This is a genomic window from Arthrobacter sp. PvP023 (genome assembly GCF_017832975.1).
Lineage (GTDB): Bacteria > Actinomycetota > Actinomycetes > Actinomycetales > Micrococcaceae > Arthrobacter.
Genome location: NZ_JAFIBI010000001.1, coordinates 1407335 through 1431826, shown reverse-complemented (window position 1 = coordinate 1431826; position 24492 = coordinate 1407335). Strand labels below are relative to the sequence as shown.

General features: G+C 55.8%; 20 protein-coding genes. 14 read left to right on the top strand and 6 right to left on the bottom strand.

Annotated elements, in window-relative coordinates; all coding sequences use genetic code 11:
* Positions 1-117 precede the first annotated feature (117 nt).
* The 6 genes from JOE31_RS06635 (at position 118) to JOE31_RS21685 (ending at position 7379) form a co-directional block, all read left to right on the top strand.
* Positions 118-1626, top strand: a complete 1509-nt coding sequence (locus tag JOE31_RS06635) for a polysaccharide biosynthesis tyrosine autokinase (RefSeq protein ID WP_209742750.1) — start codon at positions 118-120, stop codon at positions 1624-1626.
* Positions 1627-1907: 281 nt separating this feature from the next.
* Positions 1908-2957: a hypothetical protein gene (locus tag JOE31_RS06630; protein ID WP_209742748.1), complete on the top strand. Its 1050-nt coding sequence runs from the start codon at positions 1908-1910 to the stop codon at positions 2955-2957.
* An 85-nt stretch (positions 2958-3042) separates the two neighbouring features.
* The gene (locus tag JOE31_RS06625) at positions 3043-4191 is read left to right on the top strand and encodes a glycosyltransferase family 4 protein (RefSeq protein WP_209742746.1); all 1149 of its coding nucleotides are present in this window, start codon (positions 3043-3045) and stop codon (positions 4189-4191) included.
* Complete coding sequence (locus JOE31_RS06620) at positions 4188-5321, top strand: glycosyltransferase (protein ID WP_209742744.1); 1134 nt, start codon at positions 4188-4190, stop codon at positions 5319-5321. Before JOE31_RS06625 ends, JOE31_RS06620 begins: the two co-directional genes overlap by 4 nt.
* Complete coding sequence (locus tag JOE31_RS06615) at positions 5318-6205, top strand: glycosyltransferase family 2 protein (RefSeq protein ID WP_209742742.1); 888 nt, start codon at positions 5318-5320, stop codon at positions 6203-6205. Before JOE31_RS06620 ends, JOE31_RS06615 begins: the two co-directional genes overlap by 4 nt.
* A 22-nt stretch (positions 6206-6227) precedes the next feature.
* Complete coding sequence (locus tag JOE31_RS21685; protein WP_307864381.1) at positions 6228-7379, top strand: glycosyltransferase family 4 protein; 1152 nt, start codon at positions 6228-6230, stop codon at positions 7377-7379.
* A gap of 2 nt (positions 7380-7381) precedes the next feature.
* On the opposite strand, the gene JOE31_RS06605 is transcribed toward JOE31_RS21685, so the two are convergent.
* From JOE31_RS06605 to JOE31_RS06585, 5 genes are all read right to left on the bottom strand, one after another.
* Positions 7382-7975, bottom strand: a complete 594-nt coding sequence (locus tag JOE31_RS06605) for a DapH/DapD/GlmU-related protein (protein ID WP_209748195.1) — start codon at positions 7973-7975, stop codon at positions 7382-7384.
* 59 nt (positions 7976-8034) lie between these two features.
* The gene (locus JOE31_RS06600) at positions 8035-8994 is read right to left on the bottom strand and encodes a DUF6625 family protein (RefSeq protein WP_209742738.1); all 960 of its coding nucleotides are present in this window, start codon (positions 8992-8994) and stop codon (positions 8035-8037) included.
* Entirely contained in the window at positions 8991-10466 is a 1476-nt protein-coding gene (locus JOE31_RS06595; RefSeq protein WP_307864380.1) for an oligosaccharide flippase family protein, read from the bottom strand. The genes JOE31_RS06600 and JOE31_RS06595 overlap by 4 nt, the downstream gene beginning before the upstream one ends.
* Before the next feature lie 1087 nt (positions 10467-11553).
* Positions 11554-12633, bottom strand: coding sequence for a hypothetical protein (locus JOE31_RS06590; RefSeq protein WP_209742734.1), 1080 nt, complete (start codon positions 12631-12633; stop codon positions 11554-11556).
* A gap of 255 nt (positions 12634-12888) precedes the next feature.
* Positions 12889-13626 carry a WecB/TagA/CpsF family glycosyltransferase gene (locus tag JOE31_RS06585; RefSeq protein ID WP_209742732.1) on the bottom strand — a complete coding sequence of 246 codons (738 nt, stop codon included), beginning with the start codon at positions 13624-13626 and terminating at the stop codon, positions 12889-12891.
* Between the two features lie 210 nt (positions 13627-13836).
* Here JOE31_RS06585 and gmd point away from each other — a divergent pair, with 210 nt between their 5' ends.
* The 7 genes from gmd to JOE31_RS06550 all read left to right on the top strand — a co-directional run bounded on the left by gmd (position 13837) and on the right by JOE31_RS06550 (position 21964).
* The gene (gene gmd, locus JOE31_RS06580) at positions 13837-14868 is read left to right on the top strand and encodes a GDP-mannose 4,6-dehydratase (RefSeq protein WP_209742730.1); all 1032 of its coding nucleotides are present in this window, start codon (positions 13837-13839) and stop codon (positions 14866-14868) included.
* Entirely contained in the window at positions 14868-15842 is a 975-nt protein-coding gene (locus JOE31_RS06575; RefSeq protein WP_209742728.1) for a GDP-L-fucose synthase, read from the top strand. The genes gmd and JOE31_RS06575 overlap by 1 nt, the downstream gene beginning before the upstream one ends.
* Before the next feature lie 51 nt (positions 15843-15893).
* Entirely contained in the window at positions 15894-17330 is a 1437-nt protein-coding gene (locus JOE31_RS06570; RefSeq protein WP_209742726.1) for a sugar transferase, read from the top strand.
* Positions 17331-17374: 44 nt separating this feature from the next.
* Positions 17375-18688, top strand: coding sequence for a UDP-glucose/GDP-mannose dehydrogenase family protein (locus JOE31_RS06565; RefSeq protein WP_209742724.1), 1314 nt, complete (start codon positions 17375-17377; stop codon positions 18686-18688).
* Positions 18689-18753: 65 nt separating this feature from the next.
* Positions 18754-20592 carry a DUF4012 domain-containing protein gene (locus JOE31_RS06560; RefSeq protein ID WP_245199013.1) on the top strand — a complete coding sequence of 613 codons (1839 nt, stop codon included), beginning with the start codon at positions 18754-18756 and terminating at the stop codon, positions 20590-20592.
* Positions 20593-20762: 170 nt separating this feature from the next.
* Complete coding sequence (locus tag JOE31_RS06555; RefSeq protein WP_209742722.1) at positions 20763-21368, top strand: LPXTG cell wall anchor domain-containing protein; 606 nt, start codon at positions 20763-20765, stop codon at positions 21366-21368.
* Positions 21369-21499: 131 nt separating this feature from the next.
* Positions 21500-21964, top strand: a complete 465-nt coding sequence (locus tag JOE31_RS06550) for a VanZ family protein (RefSeq protein ID WP_245199012.1) — start codon at positions 21500-21502, stop codon at positions 21962-21964.
* A 30-nt stretch (positions 21965-21994) separates the two neighbouring features.
* Here the strand turns inward: JOE31_RS06550 and galU are convergent, their stop codons facing one another.
* Positions 21995-22888, bottom strand: a complete 894-nt coding sequence (gene galU, locus JOE31_RS06545) for a UTP--glucose-1-phosphate uridylyltransferase GalU (protein ID WP_209742720.1) — start codon at positions 22886-22888, stop codon at positions 21995-21997.
* Positions 22889-23029: 141 nt separating this feature from the next.
* Here galU and JOE31_RS06540 point away from each other — a divergent pair, with 141 nt between their 5' ends.
* The gene (locus JOE31_RS06540) at positions 23030-23995 is read left to right on the top strand and encodes a hypothetical protein (protein WP_209742719.1); all 966 of its coding nucleotides are present in this window, start codon (positions 23030-23032) and stop codon (positions 23993-23995) included.
* The last annotated feature ends 497 nt before the right edge of the window (positions 23996-24492 follow it).

Here is a 24492-nt window from a genome sequence, read left to right as displayed (position 1 = left end):
GTGACGGCGAATCCCAGAGACTAAAGCGCCGGGTATGATTAGCGGGACCGACGAATATTGCCGTTCTGGGTGCATGCCATCGGGCTGTCCCGGCAACCGACACAGGGGGACCCCGGTTTGGACCTACGCGATTACCTGCGAATCCTACGCCGCAACTGGATACTGATCGTCGCCGCGACGTTGGCTGGCCTGCTCGTGGGAGGTGCTTCCTCTGTTTTAGTTAAGCCGACGTACACATCCGAAACCCAACTCTTCGTCTCGCTTCAGAATTCAGGGTCCATTCAGGAGCTTCAGCAGGGCAATACATTTAGCCAAGCACGTGTGCAATCTTATGTTGAAACTATAGGCTCACCCATCGTGCTACAGCCCGCGATCGATGCCTTGGGCTTGGATATCACTCCTGCGGCCCTCGCATCCCGGGTCAAAGCAAGCACAGAAATCAACACAGTCCTAATTACGATATCTGTATCCGACCCCTCCCCCGTTCAAGCAGCCGCAATTGCTGAAGCAACTGCAAACAGTCTGATTCACGTAGTGGATTCCCTTGAAAAGCCAAAAAACGGAGGAAGCTCGCCGGTGAGTCTTTCTGTAATAATGCCAGCCGAAGCGCCTTCGGTTCCATCAGCCCCAAATACACGTTTGAACCTGCTGCTTGGGTTGGCATTTGGCCTTGCTCTAGGCTTCGGTATTGCATTTCTTCGTACTACTCTTGACAATCAAATTCGTGGAGAAATCGATCTTCGACAGGTAACCGACGCCCCACTATTGGGGGGAATACACTTCGATCAAGATGCCACAAGAAAGCCTCTCCTGACACAGACTCGGCCACAAAGCCCTCGCGCCGAGTCGTTCCGGCAGTTGAGAACCAATTTGCAGTTTGCGAACATTGCCGGACACGCCAAAACCGTCCTGTTGACCTCCTCGCTACCAGGGGAGGGAAAGAGCACTACTGCAACCAACCTCGCCATTGCTTTATCGCAAGCAGGCCAAACAGTTTGCCTGATCGACGCGGACTTGAGACGACCGATGGTCAACGAGTATTTGGGACTTGATCGAAGTGCTGGACTAACAACGGCACTTGTCGGTCTGGCCGATGTGAACGACCTGCTCCAGCCGTGGGGTGATGACAATCTGTTCGTCCTAACATCCGGGCAAATACCCCCAAACCCAAGTGAACTGCTGGGGTCTGGCGAGATGAAACAACTCATTCAGCGCCTTGAGACTGCGTTCGACACGGTGATAATCGACGCCCCGCCCCTCCTCCCCGTCACCGACGCCGCGGTCTTGTCCCAACATGTTGGTGGTGTAGTTGTGGTCGTAGGCTCGCAGAAACTTCGTCAGCAAGATCTTGCCAAATCTCTCGCTGCTCTAGAGATGGTCGGGTCAACCGTTTTGGGCATCGTGCTGAATAGGCTTCCTGTAAAGGGACCGGACGCATATGCCTACAGTTATTACGGCACGGACGAGGCTGCAGCGCCCAAGACGGACGAAGGCACTGGATTATTTCCGGGACCGAGGCGTGGATCGGCCCGAAATTTTGAACCAGATCTGTCGCGAACCTTGACCAGCGGCAGTCACGTTGACGTTAGGCCACCAAGTCTGTTTCCAACAAGTCGTCATGACTAAGAAATAGGGACTCGCAACCTCTCGCCCACACTCGCTGGGCAATAAATATGCAAAGGTGAGTGGCATTTCGTGATGGGCAACGGACAATCACTTTAGCCATGAGCCCGTGCACTCATCGTTCCAGACGCCAGCCTATGGCTGTGAAATTAGTCCACACTATTGCCGCGCATGGAATACGTCGTGATGCTCTCACACAATTAAGCAGAGTCCTCTGCGGTCGAAAACGCTATTCCACCGGTACCTACCGGAGCTTGAAGTTGCCCGAAAGGTAGAATTCCTAAGTGACAAATCTTGTAAGTACGTGGTTCTACGTCCAAGGGCAGGAAGAAGGCGGACGATTTGCCCAGATTAGCGAGAATTCCGCCTCAGAAGAATTTCGCGATATCTACCGTAGGTGCATAGGTGTCTTCTTCGCCAGTGCCAGGCGAGCCAACCCAGATGCCCGACTCGTTCTCTACCTGAACAAGCCATGGGATGACTCTGCATCCCGCGTATCTCGCCAAATCGGTATCCTGCTGAGTGGCCTTCGTGTTGAGATGCGAGTTATTTCGTACGATCATGTTCCTCCTCCATCTTTCACAGAGGCCTGGCGGAATCAGTTTTTTGTCATCGACGTGCTGAAGCACATCCATGTCGGCCTGTCACCAAACGACGTAGCCGTAATTCTGGACAGCGACGTTGTCTGGACTTCAGCTGCTAAAGCCGACGAATTCTGGGACAGCGTCCATTCAAGCGGTTTAGCGTCTTATCAGGTGGGCTACGATAACTCGTATAAGGTGAACGGTCTCAGCATTGGCGACCTACAGAACCTCATGTCAAGGCTTAACCTGGAGTCACCAGGTCGCCTCACTTATTGCGGTGGGGAAATTGTGGGCGGCACTGCGGACGGCATTGAGACACTCTTCGTAAATGCAGACCGCATCTGGTCACTCCTCATGGATCAACATCTCATAGACACATCGCTAGCGTTCGAGGAAGCCCACGTGCTAAGCATGGCTTACGCGTGCATGGGACATGAGCCAGGTTCAGCCGACCGCTTCATACGGCGACTGTGGACACAGCCTCTGAAGCCGAGGAATGTTGCCGTTAACGACACGACTTTAGCCTTGTGGCATGTTCCGGCAGAGAAAAAGTATGGGTTGGCGCGTCTCTACCGTCACTTGGTCAGCCACGGCCTCGAGCGGTTCGGAAGAGAACCGGACAGCAGGTTCAGGACACGCGTCGCCCGGCAGTTGGGCATTCCCAAGAACTCGATTCGAAAAGTCCTTCTGGACGTCTGTCAGGCTTCACTTGCCCGCCTTCGGAAGCTATCGCGAAAGTACCGTAACTGATGCGTCAGGGTCACAACTTGTTGATACTCCATTTGGCGACTGCCACTCGCCCATGCACCCATCTGAACAACGAATGGATGGATCATTGAGAATCGCGGTCGTTCATAGCTTCTATTCTTCACAAGTGCCGAGCGGCGAGAACAATGTCGTCTTGGCACAAGTGTCTGCCTTGGAAAGCCGCGGCCACGACGTCCGCTTGATTGCTCAATTCACAGACGAACTTGAATCGAGCGGAACCTACAAATTTCGAACGGCCATCAATGTCGCCACACAACGCGGCACTTCACCCCTCAACGAACTCTTGGAATTCAAGCCAGATGTTGTTCACGTCCACAATCTCTTCCCCAACTTCTCAAAGACGTGGGTCGACTCTTGGAATGGACCGATAGTAGCGACACTTCACAATTTCAGGCCAGTTTGTGCAGCGGGAACGCTTTACCGGGACGGTCGCCCATGCACCGAATGCGTCGATCGAGGTTCCCACAGATCTGTGGTCAACCGCTGTTACCGCGATTCGGCGATTGCCAGCATTCCCTTAGCGATACAGACCAGATCTGGTGTTCGAGGGGATGCCCTGCTTCGCCGCGCCGACCGGATCATCCTGCTGGCAGATCGCGCACAAAAAATGTTCACATCCTTAGGACTCGAAGAACACAGAACAGCTTTGCTGCCCAACTTTGTTGATCAACATGGCTTCGCTCCTCATTCGGCTCCTGGGTCCAATTGGACCTATATCGGCAGGCTGACTAACGAAAAGGGCATCCTTAGCCTTATCAATTCGTGGCCAGAAAACCAACATCTTCGAATTTTCGGTGACGGACCTTTGCGAGCAGAGGTTGAGTCGATAACGTCCCTACTACCGCACGTCGAGTATCACGGAAGCGTCCCTAGCTCCCACGTGGCCAGGATCCTTTCAGAATCACGCGGGTTGGTTTTCTCCAGTGAATGGCCGGAAGGCGCGCCCTTGGTCTACGTCGAGGCGCTGGCGGCGGGCCGCCCCGTTATCGCTAGGGAAGGAAATAGCGTAGCTGACGACGTACTCGCTCACGGAACCGGTCTTGTTTACACAGACTCGAACCAACTCACGTCGAGTCTCTTGGATGTTACACAAAATTGGGATCTCTTCCATACGAGAGCGCTTAGCCGCTTCAATGAGACCTACTCGATGGATGCCTGGACCACCAAACTCGAGAACTTGTACAACAGCGTGATAGAGAGGTATGAGCAAAGATGACCAAGGTTGTGATCCTTCAAGAATATGTGCCGACCTACAGAATCGGGTTCTTTTCGCGCCTTGTCGACAGTGCCTCTAGAGAGGGTATCGAAGTTGTGGTCGCCGCAGGGCACCCCAATAGCTCTCAGGCAAAACGCGGAGACAGCGGCACCGCACCGTTCGTGGTTCCTATCTCGCAGCGGGAAATGAGACTAGGCGGGAGACGACTTGTCTTTCGCAACACGTTCCAAGTGGCCAAGGGTGCAGATCTCTTGGTTTTGGAACAGGCGCGACGCAATCTCGACGCCTATCTTCTTTTTCTGCCTCGGTTTCTGAGGAAAAATTCATGGGCGCTTTGGGGACACGGTCGAGATTACGTCGAATCGAGATCACGCTTCTCAACCTGGCTGCAATCCGCAATCACCAGGAGATCAGACTGGTTCTTCGCGTACACGTCTGGGGGGGCCGGCCACGTTGAGCGTCTCCCGTATCCAGCTGGCCAGATTACAACAGTTATGAATGCCATCGATACGGCAGCAATGAGAGGACGGATCCAGCGAGTTGACAGTCGGCAGATAGCAGATTTTCGGCAACGCTTCCAGATCAACGGGAGGGTAGTATCCTTCATCGGCGCCTTGGATGCGTCGAAGCGCATACCCTTTCTCTTGGAATCCATCCGTCTCCTAAATGTCACGGGCTCCGAAGTGTCCTTCGTTATCGCCGGTGACGGACCGTTGCGTCATGAATTGATGGATCTAGCATCCGACTTGCCAAATGTCCACTTCGTCGGTCGGGCGGACGATGAGATGAAACATCTCATACTTTCCATGACGCATCTACTCGTCGTACCAGGTCGCGTCGGACTCATTGCGGTCGATAGCCTTGCAGCAGGTGTCCCAATTGTGACCACAAATTGGGCGTTTCACGCACCGGAGTTTGAGTATCTGAAGGATGGCGTGACCAGCAGGATTGTCAATAATGACGTTGAAGACTATGCGTTGGCCATCGAAGAATTACTGCAAGACGAAGTGCTTCGGGAAAGACTCAGTCGGAACAGTCTGTCAGAGGGAGATGGGCTCGGTGCAGAGCAAATGGCTCAAAACTTTCTCGAGGGGATACTCGCCGCCTTAAATCGAGGAGCAAACAATTGAAGTTTCACATTATTGTAGCCAGTCACAATCGTCGACAAACAACCATCCAATCGCTGTCTTCTCTCTTTGCTGCAGGTGATTCTGCGGGTGTTGAGACGCGTGTGGTTCTCTTCGATGATGGATCCAAGGATCAAACCGCCAGTTCAGTACTTGAGATGTTCCCCAGCGTCACTGTGATTCCAGGCAGCGGATCGACATACTGGGCTAAAAGTATGCACCAAGCGGAAAAGCGCGTCCTAAACGACGCAGAAAATCGAATCGATGACGCCCAAGACTATATTGTCTGGCTCAACGACGATGTAGTCCTGGATATCGATGCGCTGAGCAGAGCCATTCAGACTCTGGAGAACCATCCGGATGCGATACTTGCCTGCGCAATGCGGGATCCCGAAAGCCTTCAGACCACGTATTCTGGCTTCAAAAGGGAGGGCCGCCATCCCCTCCGGCTGAGCATTGTCGAGCCTGGAGCGGAGGTGCGGCCAATAGACACGTTTAACGGTAACCTCGTTTTGGTTCCCGGCCACGTCGCAAGGAGGCTAGGATCGATCGATGGTGAATACGCCCATGCTCTAGCAGACATTGACTACGGGTACCGAGCCAAGCTAGCCGGAATGCCGGTATTATTGGCCGCCGGAACTTTCGGAACGTGCCCCAGAAATCCGCCATCGCCGGCGATGAGCCTGAAAAGTATGTGGAAGTCTTTTGTCGGAGTCAAGGGCGGCGGACACCCGAAGTCACTGCTAAGGATCCTCCGCCTTGGGGCACCAAGGTTGTTTCCACTTTTTTTTGGTGCGACGTACGTCCTGTGGTGGGCACGAGCACTTCGTGATGGGATCATGAGCAGCGTATCTCAAGCTACTAGAAAGAACACTAATGCTTCATGAATGACTCAATCGAGGTAGTAGATTGCACATAGGATTCTGCGGTCCTGCCACACTCGAAGCCCTTAGTGACCTCGTCAACGAACCGATCAAGATCCAAGGCTATCCCTTCCGTGGTTCAGCAACCTTGATCCGGGAATATTTGGCCTTGGGGCATCGAGTGACCCTCTTCACCACTTCCCCTGACATCACGGAGAACGCTGTATTTAGCGGGCCGAATCTAAGGATCGTCGCAGTTCCAACGAGATCCAGGGGGCACAAGCGCGCCTTTGACTTCTTCGCTGAGGAGAGGAAGTCCCTCGTTACATGCATACGACGGGAACATCCCGACGTTCTACACGCAAACTGGACGTATGAATTTGGTCTCGCTGCACGCCAAAGCGGCATACCGACAGTTGTCACGGTCCATGATTGGGCGCCCAGTGTCGCTCGGACCAATAAACACCCGTACTGGTATTTTCGTTGGTTAATGCAAATAAGGTGTCTTCTCTACGGTGGTGCACTTACAGCGCCGTCTGAGTACATCGCTGCCAGAGTCTCCAGAGCATTCCGAAAATCCTGCGTTGTGATTCCTAATGGAATTGACATCGCGTCATTCCGTGTAGACGTCGAACATGCGACTGCTACGACGGTCCGAATTGGGATGCTCAATGTTGGATTTAGCGAACGGAAAAATGTTCGATGTGCGCTGATGGCTTGGGCCAAAATAAGGCACCTGCATCCCACCGCAACCCTCGTGGCCGCAGGCCCCGGCTATGAGCACGGGGGCGAAGCACATCGGTGGGCAACTGCCAACAATTTAGCGACCCAGGTAAACTTCGTAGGGAATATCGGCCCCAATTCCGTGCCGGACTGGTTCGCATCCTTGAACGCCTTTCTTCATCCCAGCATCGAAGAATCATTTGGAATGGTACTCCTCGAAGCGATGGCAGCGGGAGTACCAGTGATCGCCGGTCAGAAGTCCGGCGCCGTCCCCGCTGTAACGGGGGGTAACGCCTTCCTTACAGATGTGACCTCAAGTACGGCTCTCGCATCAGACCTACACCGCGTTTTAGCGGATGACGGCCTGCGCAGCGAATTGTCTGCCAAGGGGCGTCTTTGGAGCGAAAAGTTTTCTGTCTCGGCCTCAGCCAATAGATTTATCGAAGTCCTTGGAGCGGCCGCAGCAAGAGGATGACGTCACTGACCCGCTTCGCGAAGCGGGCGTAGGACGGTGCAAGGGTTGCCAGCGGCGACAACACCAGCCGGTATGGAGGCCGATACCACGGATCCAGCACCGATCACCGAGCCATTCCCAATCTCGACACCCTTCAGAATGATGCTTCGCGCGCCGATAAACACATCGTCACCAATCTTCACAGGCCGATCGTTCGCGGCGTGCGGAAGTCCGGCAAATCGCCGTCCGCTTGCTATGTCGACGACGTGATGATCCGAATCTGTGATGACAACCCCTCCGCCGAGTAGCACTCGACGCCCCAGCTCTACACTCAGGCCAGACGAAATGGTGCAGCTGGTCAGTCCGGAGTCGTCGCCAACTATTATTTCTGCACCCGGACGGAAGGTTCTAAGGATGACGGGACCACGAGCTTCGAGGGTGTTCTTCCCTGGACGGGCGTTGAGGACGATGCGTGCACCGAGCTCGATTCGGGAGCCTTTTGATCGATAGACGAGGATTCGCCCTTGTGTCACAAGATTTGGCCCGGCCGAGACTCCACGGCGTGATAGCCAAAAACTACGACAAAAGCGAACGATCCACCGAGCGGTCTTAACCATTGGTTTGAGAGGATTTGACATAATCTTAGTCCTTTGCAGGGATGCACTCGCCGGCCGGATCAGGCAAGAGGACGCAAGTCGCCACGCTTAGAGAACCGGCGTTTGAGTCTTCTGAAATGGTGTCTGGCCCCAGACCAGGCAAGCATGAAATCCCAGTTGAATGGACGAGTCGGGAGTGCTGGTTCTTGGTATGGGTAGAATCTATCGGGCCCAATAGCGATCTGCTCTGCATTTCGCACGTCAAACTGCGGCGCCGCCATCTGTCGCTTCATCAAGTGGATGAGAAGGCCTTCCCTGACCAGAATTTTAGAGCCTGACGCACCGGAGTACTCAAGAATACGGCCATTCCGCCATACGTATGAGTGATATCCCGGCGCCGAGCCCACCGCGCGCATCCTGAATTGCTCCCATTCGATATTGAAGATGCATTCTTCATTCCAAATGGAGACATCAAGGTGGCGAAGTATGCGGAGGATACCTGCAGATTCATCAAAATGGAAAGGGTTCGGAGTTGAGAAAACCCGGCGGTAGTCTACGTCAGGAAGCACGGTCCTGTACCATGCGTTGGCGGCAGGCGTATTTTGATAAATTGCAAAATTTCCCCTTATAAGAATTTTTGCATATGAAGAGAATGCTTCCTGCGGAATAACGCCAAGAATGTCCCCGAAAATGACATCCAAATCACAGTGGCCCCAGTGAGAATAACCTTGGATATAGCTCTCAAAAATGTGGCCGAAAGCAGGGCGAAAATCACATACCTTGTATGGCCTAGGCATCACTACTGGCATTCCTAGTGCCTTACTGGACATCTCGCTGAATTCATCGAGGTCCATCTGCTCGACCTGGAGATTGTTTGGTTTCCAGGCAATGGTTTGATCAGTAACCAGCAGGAAGTCGATCTCTGCGTTCAGCTCCACACTACGCAGAAAGACATCGAAATAAGAGGGAAGTTGCCCGAAATAGACCGCAAAGATAACGCATCTCGGTTTCGCAGCCAATGTATCGTCGACAGTATTCACGGATGCTCCTTAGGTGCAATGAGGCCATACTTGGTGGCTAACGTTACCGGTGGGAAAAATCTCCAGCATAGGACGACTGAAGCTAGCGCCCCTGCGATGGCCGCCCCACTGACAATCCATCCGGTGAGGCTTTGGCTGCCCCCTTCGGCTCCTAGCGTTACAGTGAACACTAGGAGCTTGCAGAATACAATGATCACCCCGCACCCGGCAAAAACTTTGAGTAGACCGAAAATAAATGTGCGTCCATCCAAGTAGCCAATGCGTATCGCTATAGTGCTGTGAATCAACAAGCGCGCTCCATTTGTCAGAGCAATTCCCCAGATCACAATGGAAACATCATTAGCTGCCAGCATCGAGAGAACTAGAATTATCTGCAGAATGAAGAGAACGATATCTGTCAGCCAGATTCTGCGAAAACTGCCTAACGACTCAAGAGCACTCGCCAACAGCACGCTGACTGGTTGAATCGCCACTCCAATTGAAAGCGGAACGGCAAATTGGGCCGCTTGAGTCCATTCGAATCCCAATATAAGCGGAATTAGGAACGGGGCGACAATTGCGAGAATCATGCCGGCGGGTGCTGACAGCCATGCAACCATGAGTAGCATTTCGGCCCAGACGGCCTTCGCGCGAACAGAGCTTCCTACATCGTGGCGGAACTCCGGATAGACGGCCTGAACCATTGCCGACTGCGCTTGTTGCATGGGAATAGTCGTCAAGACCTCAGCTCGGTTCCATTGCCCCATCACCGGGGCGCCGAATGAGCGCGTTGCAGACCATTTGCCCAGATTTCCCACCGCGTACTGAAGAATTCCGGCGACCACGAGTTTTAGGCTAAACGCGACGTGGGGCAGGGCCGTTGATAGTCGGCGGAGCCCGAGATAGCCTCGGTATTCCACGGACAGCCAGGCGACCAGGAGTGCTTGGGCTGACACGGCGGACACTACAAGCGAGGACGCATTTCCCCAAGCCGCGACAGCAGCGATTCCAAGCAGCATACCTATGAGATTAGAGCTGACCGTGACAGTGGCTAGACGAGAGAATTGGCCTGTCCGACGAGCCAATCCTGTGAGCAAAGAGAACATCGGGGACAAGATTGCGCTTACGCTGAGCCATCTGATGGTGTCTGCGGCGTCCGGTACGTCCCAAAGAGACGCCCAAAAGTCCGCTGTAAAGAATGTAATGGCCGCCACAGCGACGCCCAAAATCAAAGCAAAGGAGGTGAGTGCACCCACCACCCTCTTGTCCAAGTCCATCAGCCGCGCCACGGCCTGAGACATGCCTCCGTTTGCAATGAGAGAAATCAGGGCTGTTATTGACAGTGCCACGCTGTAGACGCCGAACTCAGTCGCACCAGCCAACCTTGAAACGACAACCGCATACCCAAGTTGAAACAGGATCGTCATGATTTGGGCGCCGTAACCCCACAAGGCACCCTTCAGGACACGACCGCCTCCACGTCCCGCCGTCACGCTGAGGAATCCCTATCAGAGAATCTGTGCGTGACAATTGACTGCATTCTGTCCCGATCAAAGTTGCCCGCGGGGTCAAGTCGGAACCACCGTCCTTCATTCGGCACTTCATGCCACCACGGATGCGGAGCAAGGACTATTCCGCGAGACGCGAGTGCCGCTGTGAAGCTGAAGGAGCTGGGAGCGGTGACAAGAACATCTGCAGACGCTAGATCGATTAGATCGTCTGCGCTATTTCCGTTCAGGCATAGGTTTACGCCCGCCATTCGGTTGAGAACAGGAAAGTCTTCGGCGGTGCCGAGCGAGATAACGCTGATCTCCAAGTCTCTAAGCTCAGAGACTGTGCGAAGATTTTCTATTACACCGGCGTACCACTCCTCAGACACCCAGCGGGATAAGCCTGCGCCACGGGCTTCGGACGTCGGACTTATATCGCCACGCCGAACATGAATCGCAATTCTCCGATGCCCGCCCGTTTCCCGCTCGCGCAGGCGGTGCCCACCAGACCCAGCGAGCAAAGCCCTCCTGATCTCACTCTCGGCCGGGACTTGATCATATCTGGGGTTATCTAGCGCAGAGGTAAAAACGATCGAATCCGATTTATGGTGACGCAACCGAGCTCGGTCGACGGCACCCCGGAGTATCAATTTTGAATCATCTGTCCGCTCATCCTGCGTAGGAGGCAAACTGACATAAACTATTCGCTGGCCTAATTTGCCCGCTGGCACACTCCCGTCACCTATCTCCAGGAGACCATCGGTATCCCTCGTAACCTCGCCCCCGAGGTACTGCAGGCCCAAGTCCTTGGACCAAAGGAGACCTGACAGCCATACGGAAATTTGATGTCCAAAGCCCGGGTATGGGTGGATTTTGGTACGAAGGTACAGTTTTGGCCCGTTGACGGGTTCTGTCGCAAGAGTCCATCTGTAGTACCTATTGAAAAGGCACGTCTGTCTTTTTCTAGCGTAAATATTGAAGCGGCCTTCGAAATTTAAGCGAACTCTCTGAGGTGCCGTTCTGAGCGGGCGAAGTTTCGCGAGGCTCTTCCTAAACTCCACGAACTGTTTAAACATGTGCATATTCTTTTCTAAACTTCCATCAACAATCGAGAGTTTGTGTCCCAAGCAGCGGAAGCCTGTGTAGGATCAATCAGTATCTGATCGAAATTCAGCATAGTGACTAACTGATCATCTTGACGGAAATGTCGATCAGCGAATTTACGTCCTTCAATCGCTCCCCGAATGAAATCCTCAGTTGTCCGCGTAGAAAGTAGGTTTTCAACACACCTGACAACGTCCTTTGGTGACCTTCCAAATTGGATAAAGGGTTCCGAATTCTGAAAAATAGCATCGAACCCGGGATGAAGCGTCGTCACATGGACGCTCCCCGTCGCAAGCGTGGTCGGTAAGCGATCAGAAAAATACGAAGCTTCCCCCGCGTAATGGTCCCAATTGGTCGATATCCAACCGGAGTGAATGGCTACGTCTTGCTTGCTGTAGTCAACAGGTCCTTGAGCACTCGGACCAGTCCAGCCGTTGCCGTAGATTGCGAACTTCGGTCCAAATGCATGGGCCAACCGTCTGACCAATTCCTCTCGCTGACGAGAGTTGGGATGCCCGGTAAATGGTGTACGCGCTTGAGACTTATTTGCGATCATGACAACGTCGAAGTCTCTGTGAGACGTCGTGAGCGCATTTGCTTTTCCAAATCTTCCTGGGTCAAAAACAGACGAGCACCATCTGACGTCTCTACTGCCAGCTCTTAGGAAATTGGATCGAAAGACGTCTTTGCCCACGGTGAATACAACGTCAGAGTGCCTTCCTGCTGATTTGGCCTCAGATGGTAGCCGGTGCTTCCACCGGCTGTAGGGATCCCCTTCGTGGTAGATCATGCGATGTTTGCCGACAGCGCGCAGCTCAGAAAAAAAGTCGTCGTTCAATCCAGTGCCGCCAAGATGCTGCATAAGAATCAAATCCGGGGCGAAGGCCTTGGCCGCCTCAAGGAGGCCTCGCGCGGCGCCTACACCTTCGCCTTGTCTTATGCGCCACAATAGGCTGTATATCTTTACGTCCTCGATTAGCCCACGGTCGACCAGGGTCGCAAAGGCGCGACGCATCCCGGACTGACGCGCAGTGCCCCACTCGTTGGGTACATAGAGTATTTTCATGGAGTCCTTCCGACAAGATGCAGGTTCGGGGCAATGGACGTGACCCGCCGAGCTAGGGGTGTGTCATGGTCCGTGCAGCAAATCCGGATCCTCCACTTTGGAATCCATAAACTGCTAGCGGAGGTGTGCAACCAAGCCGTGAGAATTCAGTTCTGCGTCTCAGGGTGCGTCTCTTGTTCAGAATGGACGTAGGCTGTCGCAACCAGTATCGATGATGAGTTGGCCCGGCCGCGTTCCCACCAGCGAGAGTCGCGATTACCGGATGACGAGTTCACGCAAGACTAGACGGAGGAAGACTGCATTCCCCCATAAGTACCGCTTCCAGAGCCGCCGTGGTTCGCTGAGGAGTCTATGGAACCATTCGAGTCCGGCTCTTCGAACCCACAAAGGGGCTAGCTTCTTCGTTCCCGCACTGAAATCGAAAGCGGCGCCGACGGCAGCGGCGTTAAAACCTTCTCCGGCGAGACGACGAGCCTCAAAATCCTGTTTGGGTGTTCCCAAACCCACCCAAACCATGTCGGGCCTGCAAGCTCGAATATCGTCATCTTGCCTGGCCAACTCGGCAGTCGTCAGTGTTCGGAACTCGGGACTGTGCGTACCAACGATCTGAACACCTGGAAATCGAAGTTCGATGTTGCGCGTCAGCGCGCTCAACGTCTCAGGCGTCGACCCGAGGAAAAAGTGGCGCACTCCCGGGATAACCCCTGCTTCAATGACATCCTCGAAATACTGTGGGCCACGAACTTGGTGAAGCCTGCCCCCGAGGAACCGACTAAACCAAGCAACGGGTTTGCCGTCCGGGAAGTTAATCGTCGACTCGCTGGCGCAGGCCGCAAATTCCATGTCGGAGTGTGCCAAGGCAACGCTGTATGCGTTGAAAAGATGGATGTCGTTACCGCCGTTTGGCTTATCAAGCAGTTCGAGAGTTCGGCGAACGGCCTCATCCGGTCGTGCAACTACGAACGGTATTCCAGCGAACTCCGTCGTGACCATATGGCGTTGCTCCCCCTGTAGAGCGCTGTTGAGACACCTGCGCTATTAACCTTCAAAGACAAAAATACCCGAAAGATCGAACGATTTTCACTTCGCGTCATGCAGTTCACGATGGGGAGGGGCATGCACTGCTACGGGTTACCATTGCAGTGGCTCCACAGCTACCAATATCCACCGAGCTAGCAAGCACGGATCACCGCAGGGGGAAACTTGTCCAAAAAAAGGGCTCTAATTACCGGCATCACAGGCCAGGACGGCTCCTATCTCGCCGAACTGCTGTTGAGCAAGGGGTACGAAGTACACGGCTTGATCCGCCGCGCTTCTACATTCAACACGACTCGTGTTGACCACCTCTATGTGGATCCGCATGATCCAAAGGCGAACCTGTTTCTTCACTACGGCGACCTTTCTGACGGGGCCCGCCTGGTCACCCTCCTAGCTGAAATAAGGCCTGACGAGGTGTACAACCTGGCTGCTCAATCCCACGTGCGGGTTTCCTTTGACGAGCCAGAACACACGGCTGACACCACTGGCGTGGGCACAATCCGGCTTCTCGAAGCAGTACGCATGTCTGGAATCGAAACCAAGTTCTACCAAGCCTCATCGTCGGAGATGTTCGGCGCGACGCCCCCCCCGCAGGACGAGGAGACCCCGTTTTATCCCCGCTCGCCGTACGGTGCCGCGAAGGTCTATAGCTATTGGATTACCAAGAACTACCGTGAGGCCTACGGCATGTTCGCGGTGAACGGTATTCTCTTCAATCACGAGTCGCCCCGCCGTGGTGAGACCTTCGTGACGCGCAAAATCACCCGCGCGGTGGCCGCCATTAAGGCAGGCAAACAGGAGCTCCTGTACATGGGCAATCTCGACGCAGTCCGAGACTGGGGATACGCTGCCGAATACGTAGAAGGAATGTGGCGAATGCTTCAGGCCGACGAGCCTGACGACTTCGTTCTCGCTACTGGAGGCAACTACACGGTCCGTGACTTCCTTCAGATTTCATTCGAGCATGCCGGCTTGAACTGGGAAGACCACGTGCGCTTTGACGAGCGATACCTTCGACCGACTGAAGTCGATGCATTGGTGGGCGATGCTTCGAAGGCACAGCAAAAGCTAGGCTGGAAGGCCTCCGTCCACACGCCTGAATTGGCGCGGATCATGGTTGACGCAGACATTGAGGCTCTTAAGCACGCTGGCAATCACTGGATCGACACGGTCAATCTTGAAAGCTGGAAGAATTAGTGGGCGAGGAAAGTAACTTCGCGCCGGGCGAGCTTGATCGCTCCTCCACTTTCTACGTCGCTGGCCACAGGGGTCTTGTTGGCTCAGCTATCTGGCGAAATCTCGAGAGCGAGGGCTTTACCAATCTCGTTGGACGGTCATCCACCGACCTCGACCTAAAGAATCGAGAGGCCGTCTTTGCCTTTTTTAAGGAGACGAAGCCGCGCTACGCCGTACTGGCCGCTGCAAAAGTGGGAGGTATCCTCGCGAATAATACCTACCCTGTCGACTTCTTGAGCGACAACTTGAGGATCCAGGTCAACGTTCTCGACGCCGCGCGGGAACACGGAGTTGAAAGACTCCTGTTTCTCGGCTCATCGTGCATATATCCGAAATTCGCAGAACAGCCCATCCGCGAGGAATCGCTGCTTACCGGACATCTAGAACCGACCAATGACGCATATGCCATAGCCAAGATTGCTGGGATCATGCAGATCCAGGCCGTGCGCCGCCAGTACGGTCTTCCCTGGATCTCCGCGATGCCGACTAACCTCTATGGCCCGGGCGACAATTTCTCACCAACCGGATCGCACGTCCTCCCCGCCCTGATCCGCCGCTACGATGAAGCGGCCAGCTCTGGCGTGGCCTCTGTGACGAACTGGGGCTCTGGATCACCACGTCGCGAATTCCTGCATGTCGATGACATGGCTTCTGCATGTCTGCACCTCTTGGAGAACTACGACGGATCGGCTCAGGTCAATGTGGGGACTGGCACCGATGTCACTATCAAGGAACTGGCTTCTGTCGTTGCTGCCGCAGTGGGATACACGGGCACCATCGAGTGGGACACAACCAAGCCAGACGGCACGCCGCGCAAACTCCTCGATGTTTCAAAGTTGGCCAAGGCCGGTTGGTCATCGTCGATTGGACTCGAAGAGGGCATTCGGACAACAGTAGATTGGTACCGGGCAAACCTCGCGTCCATTCGACACTAAAAACCCCTTGCCGTTAGTTCGTAAATATCGCTTCGAAGTGGGGGAACTTTTGTGACTGGGGGAAGCGATTGGCGCACGCGCTCTTCCCGACTACTCAGGGTAGTAGACGCGTTTGTAGTAGTTTGGGCTGTCGCAGGCGCCTTCATCGTTAGATTCGGATTGGAACCTGACTTTGTCATCGCTGGCCAGGAATTTACCTACGCTTGGCTCTCGCTGGCTCTGGCCATCGTTTGGTGGTTAATGCTCGGCGCATGGAACAGCAGACAGACCCGGGTATTGGGGGCTGGACCGGACGAGTACAAACGCGTGGCCGCGGCTTCACTTTGGTTATTTGGCTTAGTCGCAATCGTTTCCTACGTGCTTCGCGTTGACACAGCCCGAGGATACGTAGGGGTAGCCCTTCCCGCGGGTTTGCTCGGCCTGCTCCTAGGCCGGTGGCTGATTCGCCAGCATCTGGGGATAAATCGCCAACAGGGGCAGAGCATGTCGCGACTGCTCCTGTTGGGCGGCCCCAGCGCGGTTGCACACCTGGCTGCTTCTCTGGAGAGTGCCAAGCATGCTGGCTATCTTCCGGTTGCCGCGTACACTCCTGGATCGCATGAAGGACCCGCCGTTGAACCGGAGTCCGGATTGCCGATCATAGGCTACCGGCCTGATGCTCGGTCGATCGTCGACGCCATTACTTCTTGTGGCGCAGATGCCGTCGCAGTCTCGGCTGGGGTGCAGCTTCATCCGCAAACGCTAAGACATCTTGGCTGGGAACTGGCATCCCGAAACATTGGACTCATCATGGCCCCTGCACTGACGGATATCGCAGGGCCACGCATCCACACGCAGCAAGTAGCCGGCCTGCCTCTGATACACGTAACAACGCCAACTCTAGAAGGCGGCCAACGCGTCGCGAAGCGACTCTTTGACGTTTTGGTGTCGGGGCTTCTCATCGTTCTTTCATTGCCGGTCATGGCACTGGTGGCGATACTCGTGAAGGTGGATAGCCCGGGACCTGTACTGTTCAGACAGGATCGAGTGGGCATTGAGGGTAAGCACTTCAGCATGCTCAAATTCAGGTCGATGATGGTCGACGCTGAGCAACATCTCGCCGGTCTAAAGAATCGCAATGAAGGTAGCGGACTCCTCTTCAAAATGAAGAATGACCCTAGGATCACACGCGTTGGCGGAGTCCTGCGAAAGTTCAGTCTGGACGAGTTGCCGCAACTTTTCAATATTTTCGTGGGGTCGATGAGTTTGGTAGGCCCACGCCCGCCGCTCCCGTCAGAGGTCGCAGAATACGAACACGACGTACGACGGAGACTTCTCGTCAAGCCCGGTCTCACCGGACTATGGCAGGTTAGCGGACGGTCCAATCTCTCTTGGCAGGACTCTGTGAGACTGGACCTTTACTACGTCGAGAACTGGTCGCTGGCCGGCGATCTGATCATCCTATTGAAAACCTTTCGTGCCGTCTTCCACGGCGCCGGCGCCTACTGACCCCGTTACCTAGTCAATTTGCCCTTTGGGGAAGGAACATAACCATGCGAATATCTGTCATTGGCTGCGGCTACCTGGGTGCCGTCCACGCCGCATGTATGGCGAAACTTGGTCACGAGGTGGTTGGCATCGACGTGGACGAGCGAAAAATTGACGAACTTGCCAACTCCACGGCCCCGTTTTACGAGCCTGGTCTCGATGAACTCCTGCGAGATGTCCAAGGCACAGGCCGGTTGTCCTTCTCCACAGATATGTCTGCTGCGGCTGGCAGCGACGTACATTTCATCTGCGTCGGGACGCCGCAGAAGAAGGGTGAGAACGGCGCTGATATGACCTACGTTGACGCGGCGACGCTTGCGCTTTTGCCGCACATTTCGCCGGGAAACGTAGTTGTCGGCAAATCGACTGTTCCCGTCGGAACTGCATCGCGTCTGGCTCAACTGGTAAGCGCCCAGGAACCTTCGGCCCACTTAGTATGGAATCCAGAGTTTCTGCGCGAAGGCCATGCGGTGTCAGATACTCTGAGCCCGGACCGCCTTGTGTACGGCGTCGCCGGCGGCTCAGAGGAGCACCCGGCCGTCTCTGTGCTCGACGAAGTCTATGCGGGTTCCCTATCTGGCGGGACGCCACGATTGGTGACAGACCATCCGACCGCTGAACTTGTAAAGGCCGCAGCCAACTCCTTCCTGGCCACTAAGATTTCCTTCATCAACGCGATGGCTGAGGTTTGCGAGGCTACAGGGGCAGACGTCACCCGACTCGCCGACGCCATCGGCATGGACGACCGGATCGGCCGCAAGTTCCTCCATGCCGGCATTGGCTTTGGAGGAGGGTGCCTCCCCAAAGATATTCGAGCATTTATGGCTCGGGCCGGCGAACTCGGTGCCGACCAGGCCCTTACATTCCTGAGGGAGGTCGACGCTATTAATATGCGCCGCCGTTCTCGGGTAGTCGAACTGACACGCGACATCTGCGGCGGCATTCTTTTAGGTAAGCGAGTTACCGTTCTCGGCGCGGCATTTAAGCCTGAAAGTGACGACGTCCGCGATTCACCAGCCCTTAGCATCGCTGCTCAGCTTCAGCTTCAAGGTGCCGTCGTCACCGTGACCGATCCTAAAGCCTTAGCAAACGCTGCCAAGCGGTTCCCCGAGTTGCAGTATGAAGTCGACGTAGAAAAAGCCATTCACAACGCTGATGTCCTGCTACTTCTGACGGAATGGCAGCAATACCGGAGTCTGGACCCATACGAACTAGGATCCCGGGTGGCAACCTTGCGCATACTTGACGGACGCAATGTGCTCGACGCCGCCAAATGGCGCGCCGCCGGCTGGACATACCGCGGTTTGGGGCGACCCTAACAGTGGCGGGCACTGAAGCAGAGTCAGAGACGGAAACGACACGTGACAATAAGAGTAGCGGCTCCTTGAGCGCAGTTGAGATGCAAACTCGCCGTATCCAGAAACATCGTGGTCTGAAAATCGCGGCAGTATGGCTGGGCGCAACAGCAATCCTGATGATTTCTGCTGTCCTTTGGCTCGGCGTCAAGGCAAACGTCGTCAAGTCCGAACTAGAAGCCGCAACAAAGTTGATTCCGCTTCTCAAGGAAGACGTTGCGGGCGACAGGCCGCAAGACGCCGCCCAGACAGCCGAATTGCTTCGTGCTCACACGCGGGCGGCCCGCGAAGCGGCTGAAGACCCCCTGTGGACATTAGTCTCAGCTGTGCCCGGAGTCGGTCCGAACTTTAGTGCAGTCGCAGAAGTTGCCCGCTCGGCAGACGACGTGTCCACCCTGGGTGTGGGCCCGCTGGTCAAAGTATTTGGCTCTCTAGATTGGGACACACTGCTACCCAATAGCGAAGGAACGAACTTGGAGCCCATCCAAGATGCTTCTCCTAGTGTCACTTCCGCGGCTCATGCGGTTAGAGTCTCAGCCGACAGGTTGGCGAGGATCGACACCAGCAGCCTTTTGCCTCAGGTAGCGGAACCACTACTCCGGACTCGTGAACAATTGCAGACAGTGACGGGGGCATTGGATGCAGCCGCCAGTGCCTCGAAGATAGCTCCCCCGATGCTCGGAGCCGAACAGCCTCGCAATTACTTGCTCATGATCCAAAACAACGCCGAAGCACGCGCCTCCGGTGGCATCCCAGGAGCGCTTGCGGTCCTAACGCTCGACCAAGGGAAACTCTCGCTGGGCGTACAAAGCAGCGCCGGAGATGTTGGCGTGATGCAACACCCTCTGGCCGTTGACGCTGAACAGCAGCAAATCTATTCTGTTCGACTGGGTAAGTACATGCAGGATGTTAATCTGACGCCCGACTTCCCGACGGCGGCTACTAGCGCCCAGGGAATGTGGGAGAAAAAGACCGGCCAGCGTGTTGATGGAGTGATTTCAGTTGACCCAGTTGCGTTGGGCTACATATTGGAGGCGACGGGACCAATCAAGATCAGCAATCCCGAATTAGACGCGTTGGCCAGCGGCGGTCTGCCAACCGAACTGAACGGCAGCAACGTCGTTGCAACTCTCCTATCGGATGTCTACTCCAAGATCGAGTCTCCGCGGCTTCAGGATGCCTACTTTGCCGGAGTAGCGCATGAAATCTTCTCGGCACTTTCGAGCGGCAAAGGCGATGCCAAGGGGCTAGTCGACGGCGTCACACGCGGAGCATCAGAGGGTCGTGTACTCATCTGGTCTAGCAACCGAGATGAACAATCTATTTTAGGAAAGTATCCGCTTAGTGGTTCCATCACGGGCCCGAGTGTCGCCCCCGCACAATTCGGCGTCTACTTCAACGACGGCACGGGCGCCAAGATGGACTACTACGTGAAGAGAAGCGTTCAACTCGTGGAGGAATGCACGGGGGACGAATACGGGCAAGTGAAAGTCCGGATCACCAGCACCAACACTGCGCCTGCGGACGCTGCAACTACATTGCCTGAGTATGTGACAGGTGGTGGTGCCTTCGGTATCCCGCCAGGAACAGTCCAGACGAATGTCATCGCTTACGGCCCAGTTCAAGCAAACGTTGAAACCGCGACCGTAGATGGCAAGAAAACCGATTTCGCCGCTCACAGGCATAGCAACCGGCCCGTCGGATCCGTAACTGTAACTTTGGCGCCTGGGCAGAGCAGCACGGTGGAACTGACTTTCGGAAAAATCGTTCAGCACGCGGAACCTAACCTGGTTGTCACGCCGACCGTCCAACCAGTCAAGGACGTAGTTCTCGCCACCAAACCGGCGGAATGCATTCCGGGAAAGTAGACATCGCGTTAACAGTATGTAAAGCGACTTGATTCACTTTGGTAACAGACGTCACGGGGTGCTACCTTTTAGTCGGGCACATCAAATGAGATTTCAACCTACGGTCACTCGGGGACCGGAATCTCCGCAAATCAAGCGACACACATCGTTTTACGGTCTCAGGGGGACTCATGAAGAAATCACTCGCGGCAATCGCGCTCGCAGGATCCATCGCACTAGTAGGCGCGGTTCCGGCAATGGCCACTACAACGGATCGCTACCCGGCACCCGGCACCTGCGCCGCTGTTTCCGACGGAACGGTAGCGCCCGGCGAAACCTTTACTTTCTCCGGCACCTGCTTCGGAGCGAATCAGGTAATTACCATCACCGTTACTCTGACTATTGCTCCGCAGGCAGTCGGCGGCGTATCCGGTGGCCCTAGCATGTCCGTTCCGTCCAGAATCACGCTGCCGTTGGCACCACAGACCTTCACGGCGAAGACGGATTCCAATGGTGACTTCTCGTTCCCGCTGACTATCAACGAAGCGGGAACCTACACGCTGACGGCAAGCAACGGAACTGACAGCTACTCAACCACCGTCAAGGTTGCTGGGTCCGAAGCGGGTACCGGACTCGCCAACTCGGGCGGTACCACCACCGCCGGCACCGGCCTTGCCAACACCGGTGCAGACGCCAGCCTGATCCTATGGTCCCTGGTGGGCGCAGGCGCACTGGCTGCCGGCGCCACCTCGGTAGTTGTGGTTCGCCGCCGCGCCAAGGCTGAGGCCGCAGCGTAAGGCTAAACCAACAAGCACCAAAGAGGGTGGGTGGCGCTCCGGAAACGGAGCGCCACCCACCCTCTGCTTTAAAGCCTCCTCCTCCGTCCACACGAATTATGCGGTTGAGACATTAGAACTACGGGGAGAAAATGACGCGGACCAATCGCGCCGGGCCTTGGAATAAACTGGCCACGTGGCAGGCAGTGCTCACTGCCATGTTGGTCCCGCTTGCGCTGGTGGCCTTCTGGCCCAGCCCGGTGGACAAACCCGTTCAGGGCGAACTCGCGGGATTTCTCTTCCTGGTACACGCGCTAGGAATTCCCGGCTGGTTCAATTACCCGGTCGTAGAAGCCACAGCCAACATTGTCCTCTGCGTGCCTTTGGGTGCAGTCGCATCGCTGGCTTTCCCAAGCAAGCGATTCTGGCAACTCGGCGCCTTCGGATTGATGGTCTCTGGATGCATGGAGCTTGGCCAGCAGCTTTTTCTTCACGATCGAGTCGCGAGCCCCTTAGACCTTGTGACTAATACGGCGGGCTGTGTCATTGGTGCGCTGGCCGCCCGGACCTGTATTCGCGAGCTTAAAATCAGACAGGCCCAACGCATCCAGCGTTGAGCCTGTCTAGGTGAATAGATTTGAATTGACCTACTCGTTCACGAATTCCTTCATCCATGCTTTGAGGTCCTCGCCAAAGTCCACACGCTCCGAGGCAATGGAAATAACCGCTTTGATGTAGCTCAGCTTGTCTCCGGTGTCATAGCGGCGCCCACGGAACACCACGCCATATACTCCCCCGCCTTCTCCGTCGGACGTTGCCAGGGTCTGCAGAGCATCCGTCAGCTGGATTTCGCCGCCACGGCCGGGCTTAGTCTCTTCCAGCACGTCAAAAACGGCCGGGTGCAACACGTAGCGACCGATGACGGCCAGGTTGGAGGGGGCTTCGTCTACGGACGGCTTCTCCACCAGGCGGTTCACACGGAAGTAGTTCTCGCCGTCCACGGCCGAGATGTCCGCACAGCCGTAGGCGCTAATCTGCGACGGGTCCACCTCGATCAGAGCGATGACAGAGCCGCCGGTCTTGGCCTGCACGTCGATCATGGTGCTGAGCAACTCGTCCCGCTCATCGATAAGGTCATCACCAAGCAGGACGGCGAAAGGCTCATCCCCGACGTGCTGGCGGGCGCACAGCACAGCGTGCCCCAGGCCCTTCGGGTCACCCTGGCGCAGGTAATGCAGCGGGGCGAGGCTAGAGGCGTGCTGGACGGCCTCCAGCTTCTCCATGTCGCCCTTCAGCTCCAAGGTGTGCTCCAGGGCTGGCGCCCGGTCAAAATGGTCCTCCAGGGCCCGTTTCTGGCGCCCTGTGATCATGAGGAGGTCCGTCAGCCCTGCTTTGACGGCTTCTTCCACCACATACTGGATTGCGGGCTGGTCAACAACCGGCAACATTTCCTTCGGCATCGCCTTGGTGGCGGGCAGGAAGCGAGTTCCCAGTCCGGCAGCAGGAATGACGGCTTTTTTCACGGTTTTCCCCAAAGTCATAGCTGAACCATACAAATCCTTTGTGGAAACTGGCAATTCATTGCTGAGATTACGCGGCTGATGGGTACCCCTGCCCATCGCGGGGCCCTCATTTTTCGTACATACTTCTGGTTGCAGCTTTCACGAATATTGGGGGACTTCTTGAACAACGACCAACAGTCCGGCGTACCGCAGCAGCCGGAACAGCCCGGATGGCAGCAGCCCGGCCAGCAGAACCAAGCGGGCTATCAGGGCCATCCTGAGCAGCCGCAATATGGCCAGCCGCCCTATCCCCCGCGCGCGGACCAGTACAACGTCAACCAGCCGCCCTACGGCGAGCCCGGCCAGGGCCAGAGCCCGTATGGACAGCCCGGACCGGGACAATTCGGGCAGGCACCGCCCAAGGGTGGCTTCCCTGTCTGGGGCTGGGTGGCAAGCGGCGTGGGCGCAGTGGCGGTCCTGGCAGTGGCCGGCGTGATGGTGCTCGGCGGCCTCGGTTCAAATAAGCAGCAAGAAGCGGCTCCCGGCCCCACAGAGACCTCCGGCGGTTCGGAGTCGGCCGGGGCCACCGAGGAAGCCACGACGGACGGGTCCTCGGCCGCAGCTTCCGGCGAAGAAGACCTCTACATCTTCCAGGACGCCGACTTCACCTCGGCACCTGTGTGGTCCACCAAAATGCCGGAAGGCTGGACCATGTCAGAGGTAAAAGGCGGAACTATCCAGTACCGCAGCAAAGAGAGCCCCTGCAACTTCACCACGCACCAGGCCATCCTGCCGCCACGCGATGAAACCACCGACGAAGAAGCCACCAAAACCTCGATGCAGCTCGAAATCGACGGCATCAAGTCAACGGTGGGAAAGCCGGTCACCGTGGTGACCGATGCTGACTCGCTCTACACCAAGCTGCGGAACGCCGATGGCCGCGTCATCGAACTGCAGGAAGCGGAGCTTCGGTTCAAGAACAAGAGCGACGTGGACGTGGTGTACCGCATCGCCTTGCGGTCCATGCCGGCCGGCGACGGCCTGATGGAACTCATCCTGGCGTGCCCGGCCAACCTGCCCACGGAATCAGAGCTCTGGACCGAACTGACGGACAGCGTCACCATGGTTGACGATCCGGCAGCATAACTTGAGGCTCGCACCTAATTCCGAGCACTATTCATAAGTCTCGACGCAGTATTGTCCTTTTTGTGGTATACGAGCAAACTGTTCTGAATGGCGCCAGTCACTCTATGACGAGATCGGTATGGCATGAGCAGCAGTCCATTTCTTCGGTTCCGTGTCGCCTTCATTTTGTTTGGCTTTCTCCTACTGGCAGGTTGTGCAGGAGAAGCACCCGCACCCTCCGCTGATTCCACGTCAGCGCCCGTCACAAAGCCTTCAACGACGACTTCCGCAAATGCAGTCGCACCCGCTGATCAGAGCGCCGTGTGCGCGGTGGCAGCTGAACTCACGCGAGCTGGTAAACCTGAGGAGGCTCTAGCAACAATCAAGAGGCTTCGTGAGCTCGGCCCAATCAAACCTCCACCATCGGAGCCGTCGAGATCCTCATCCCCGTCAGAAACAGCGGCGGCCCCAACGGGCCCAAACAAGCCCTCTGAGGCGCCCACGCCCACGCCCACGCC

Bases quoted from the DNA above. Each gene is read 5' to 3' on its own strand.
- JOE31_RS06605 (WP_209748195.1), bottom strand. From the start codon at position 7,975: ATGGTTAAGACCGCTCGGTGGATCGTTCGCTTTTGTCGTAGTTTTTGG.
- JOE31_RS06550 (WP_245199012.1), top strand. From the start codon at position 21,500: ATGACGCGGACCAATCGCGCCGGGCCTTGGAATAAACTGGCCACGTGG.
- JOE31_RS06565 (WP_209742724.1), top strand. From the start codon at position 17,375: ATGCGAATATCTGTCATTGGCTGCGGCTACCTGGGTGCCGTCCACGCC.
- galU (WP_209742720.1), bottom strand. From the start codon at position 22,888: ATGACTTTGGGGAAAACCGTGAAAAAAGCCGTCATTCCTGCTGCCGGA.
- JOE31_RS06590 (WP_209742734.1), bottom strand. From the start codon at position 12,633: ATGAAAATACTCTATGTACCCAACGAGTGGGGCACTGCGCGTCAGTCC.
- JOE31_RS06620 (WP_209742744.1), top strand. From the start codon at position 4,188: ATGACCAAGGTTGTGATCCTTCAAGAATATGTGCCGACCTACAGAATC.
- JOE31_RS06585 (WP_209742732.1), bottom strand. From the start codon at position 13,626: ATGGTCACGACGGAGTTCGCTGGAATACCGTTCGTAGTTGCACGACCG.
- JOE31_RS06555 (WP_209742722.1), top strand. From the start codon at position 20,763: ATGAAGAAATCACTCGCGGCAATCGCGCTCGCAGGATCCATCGCACTA.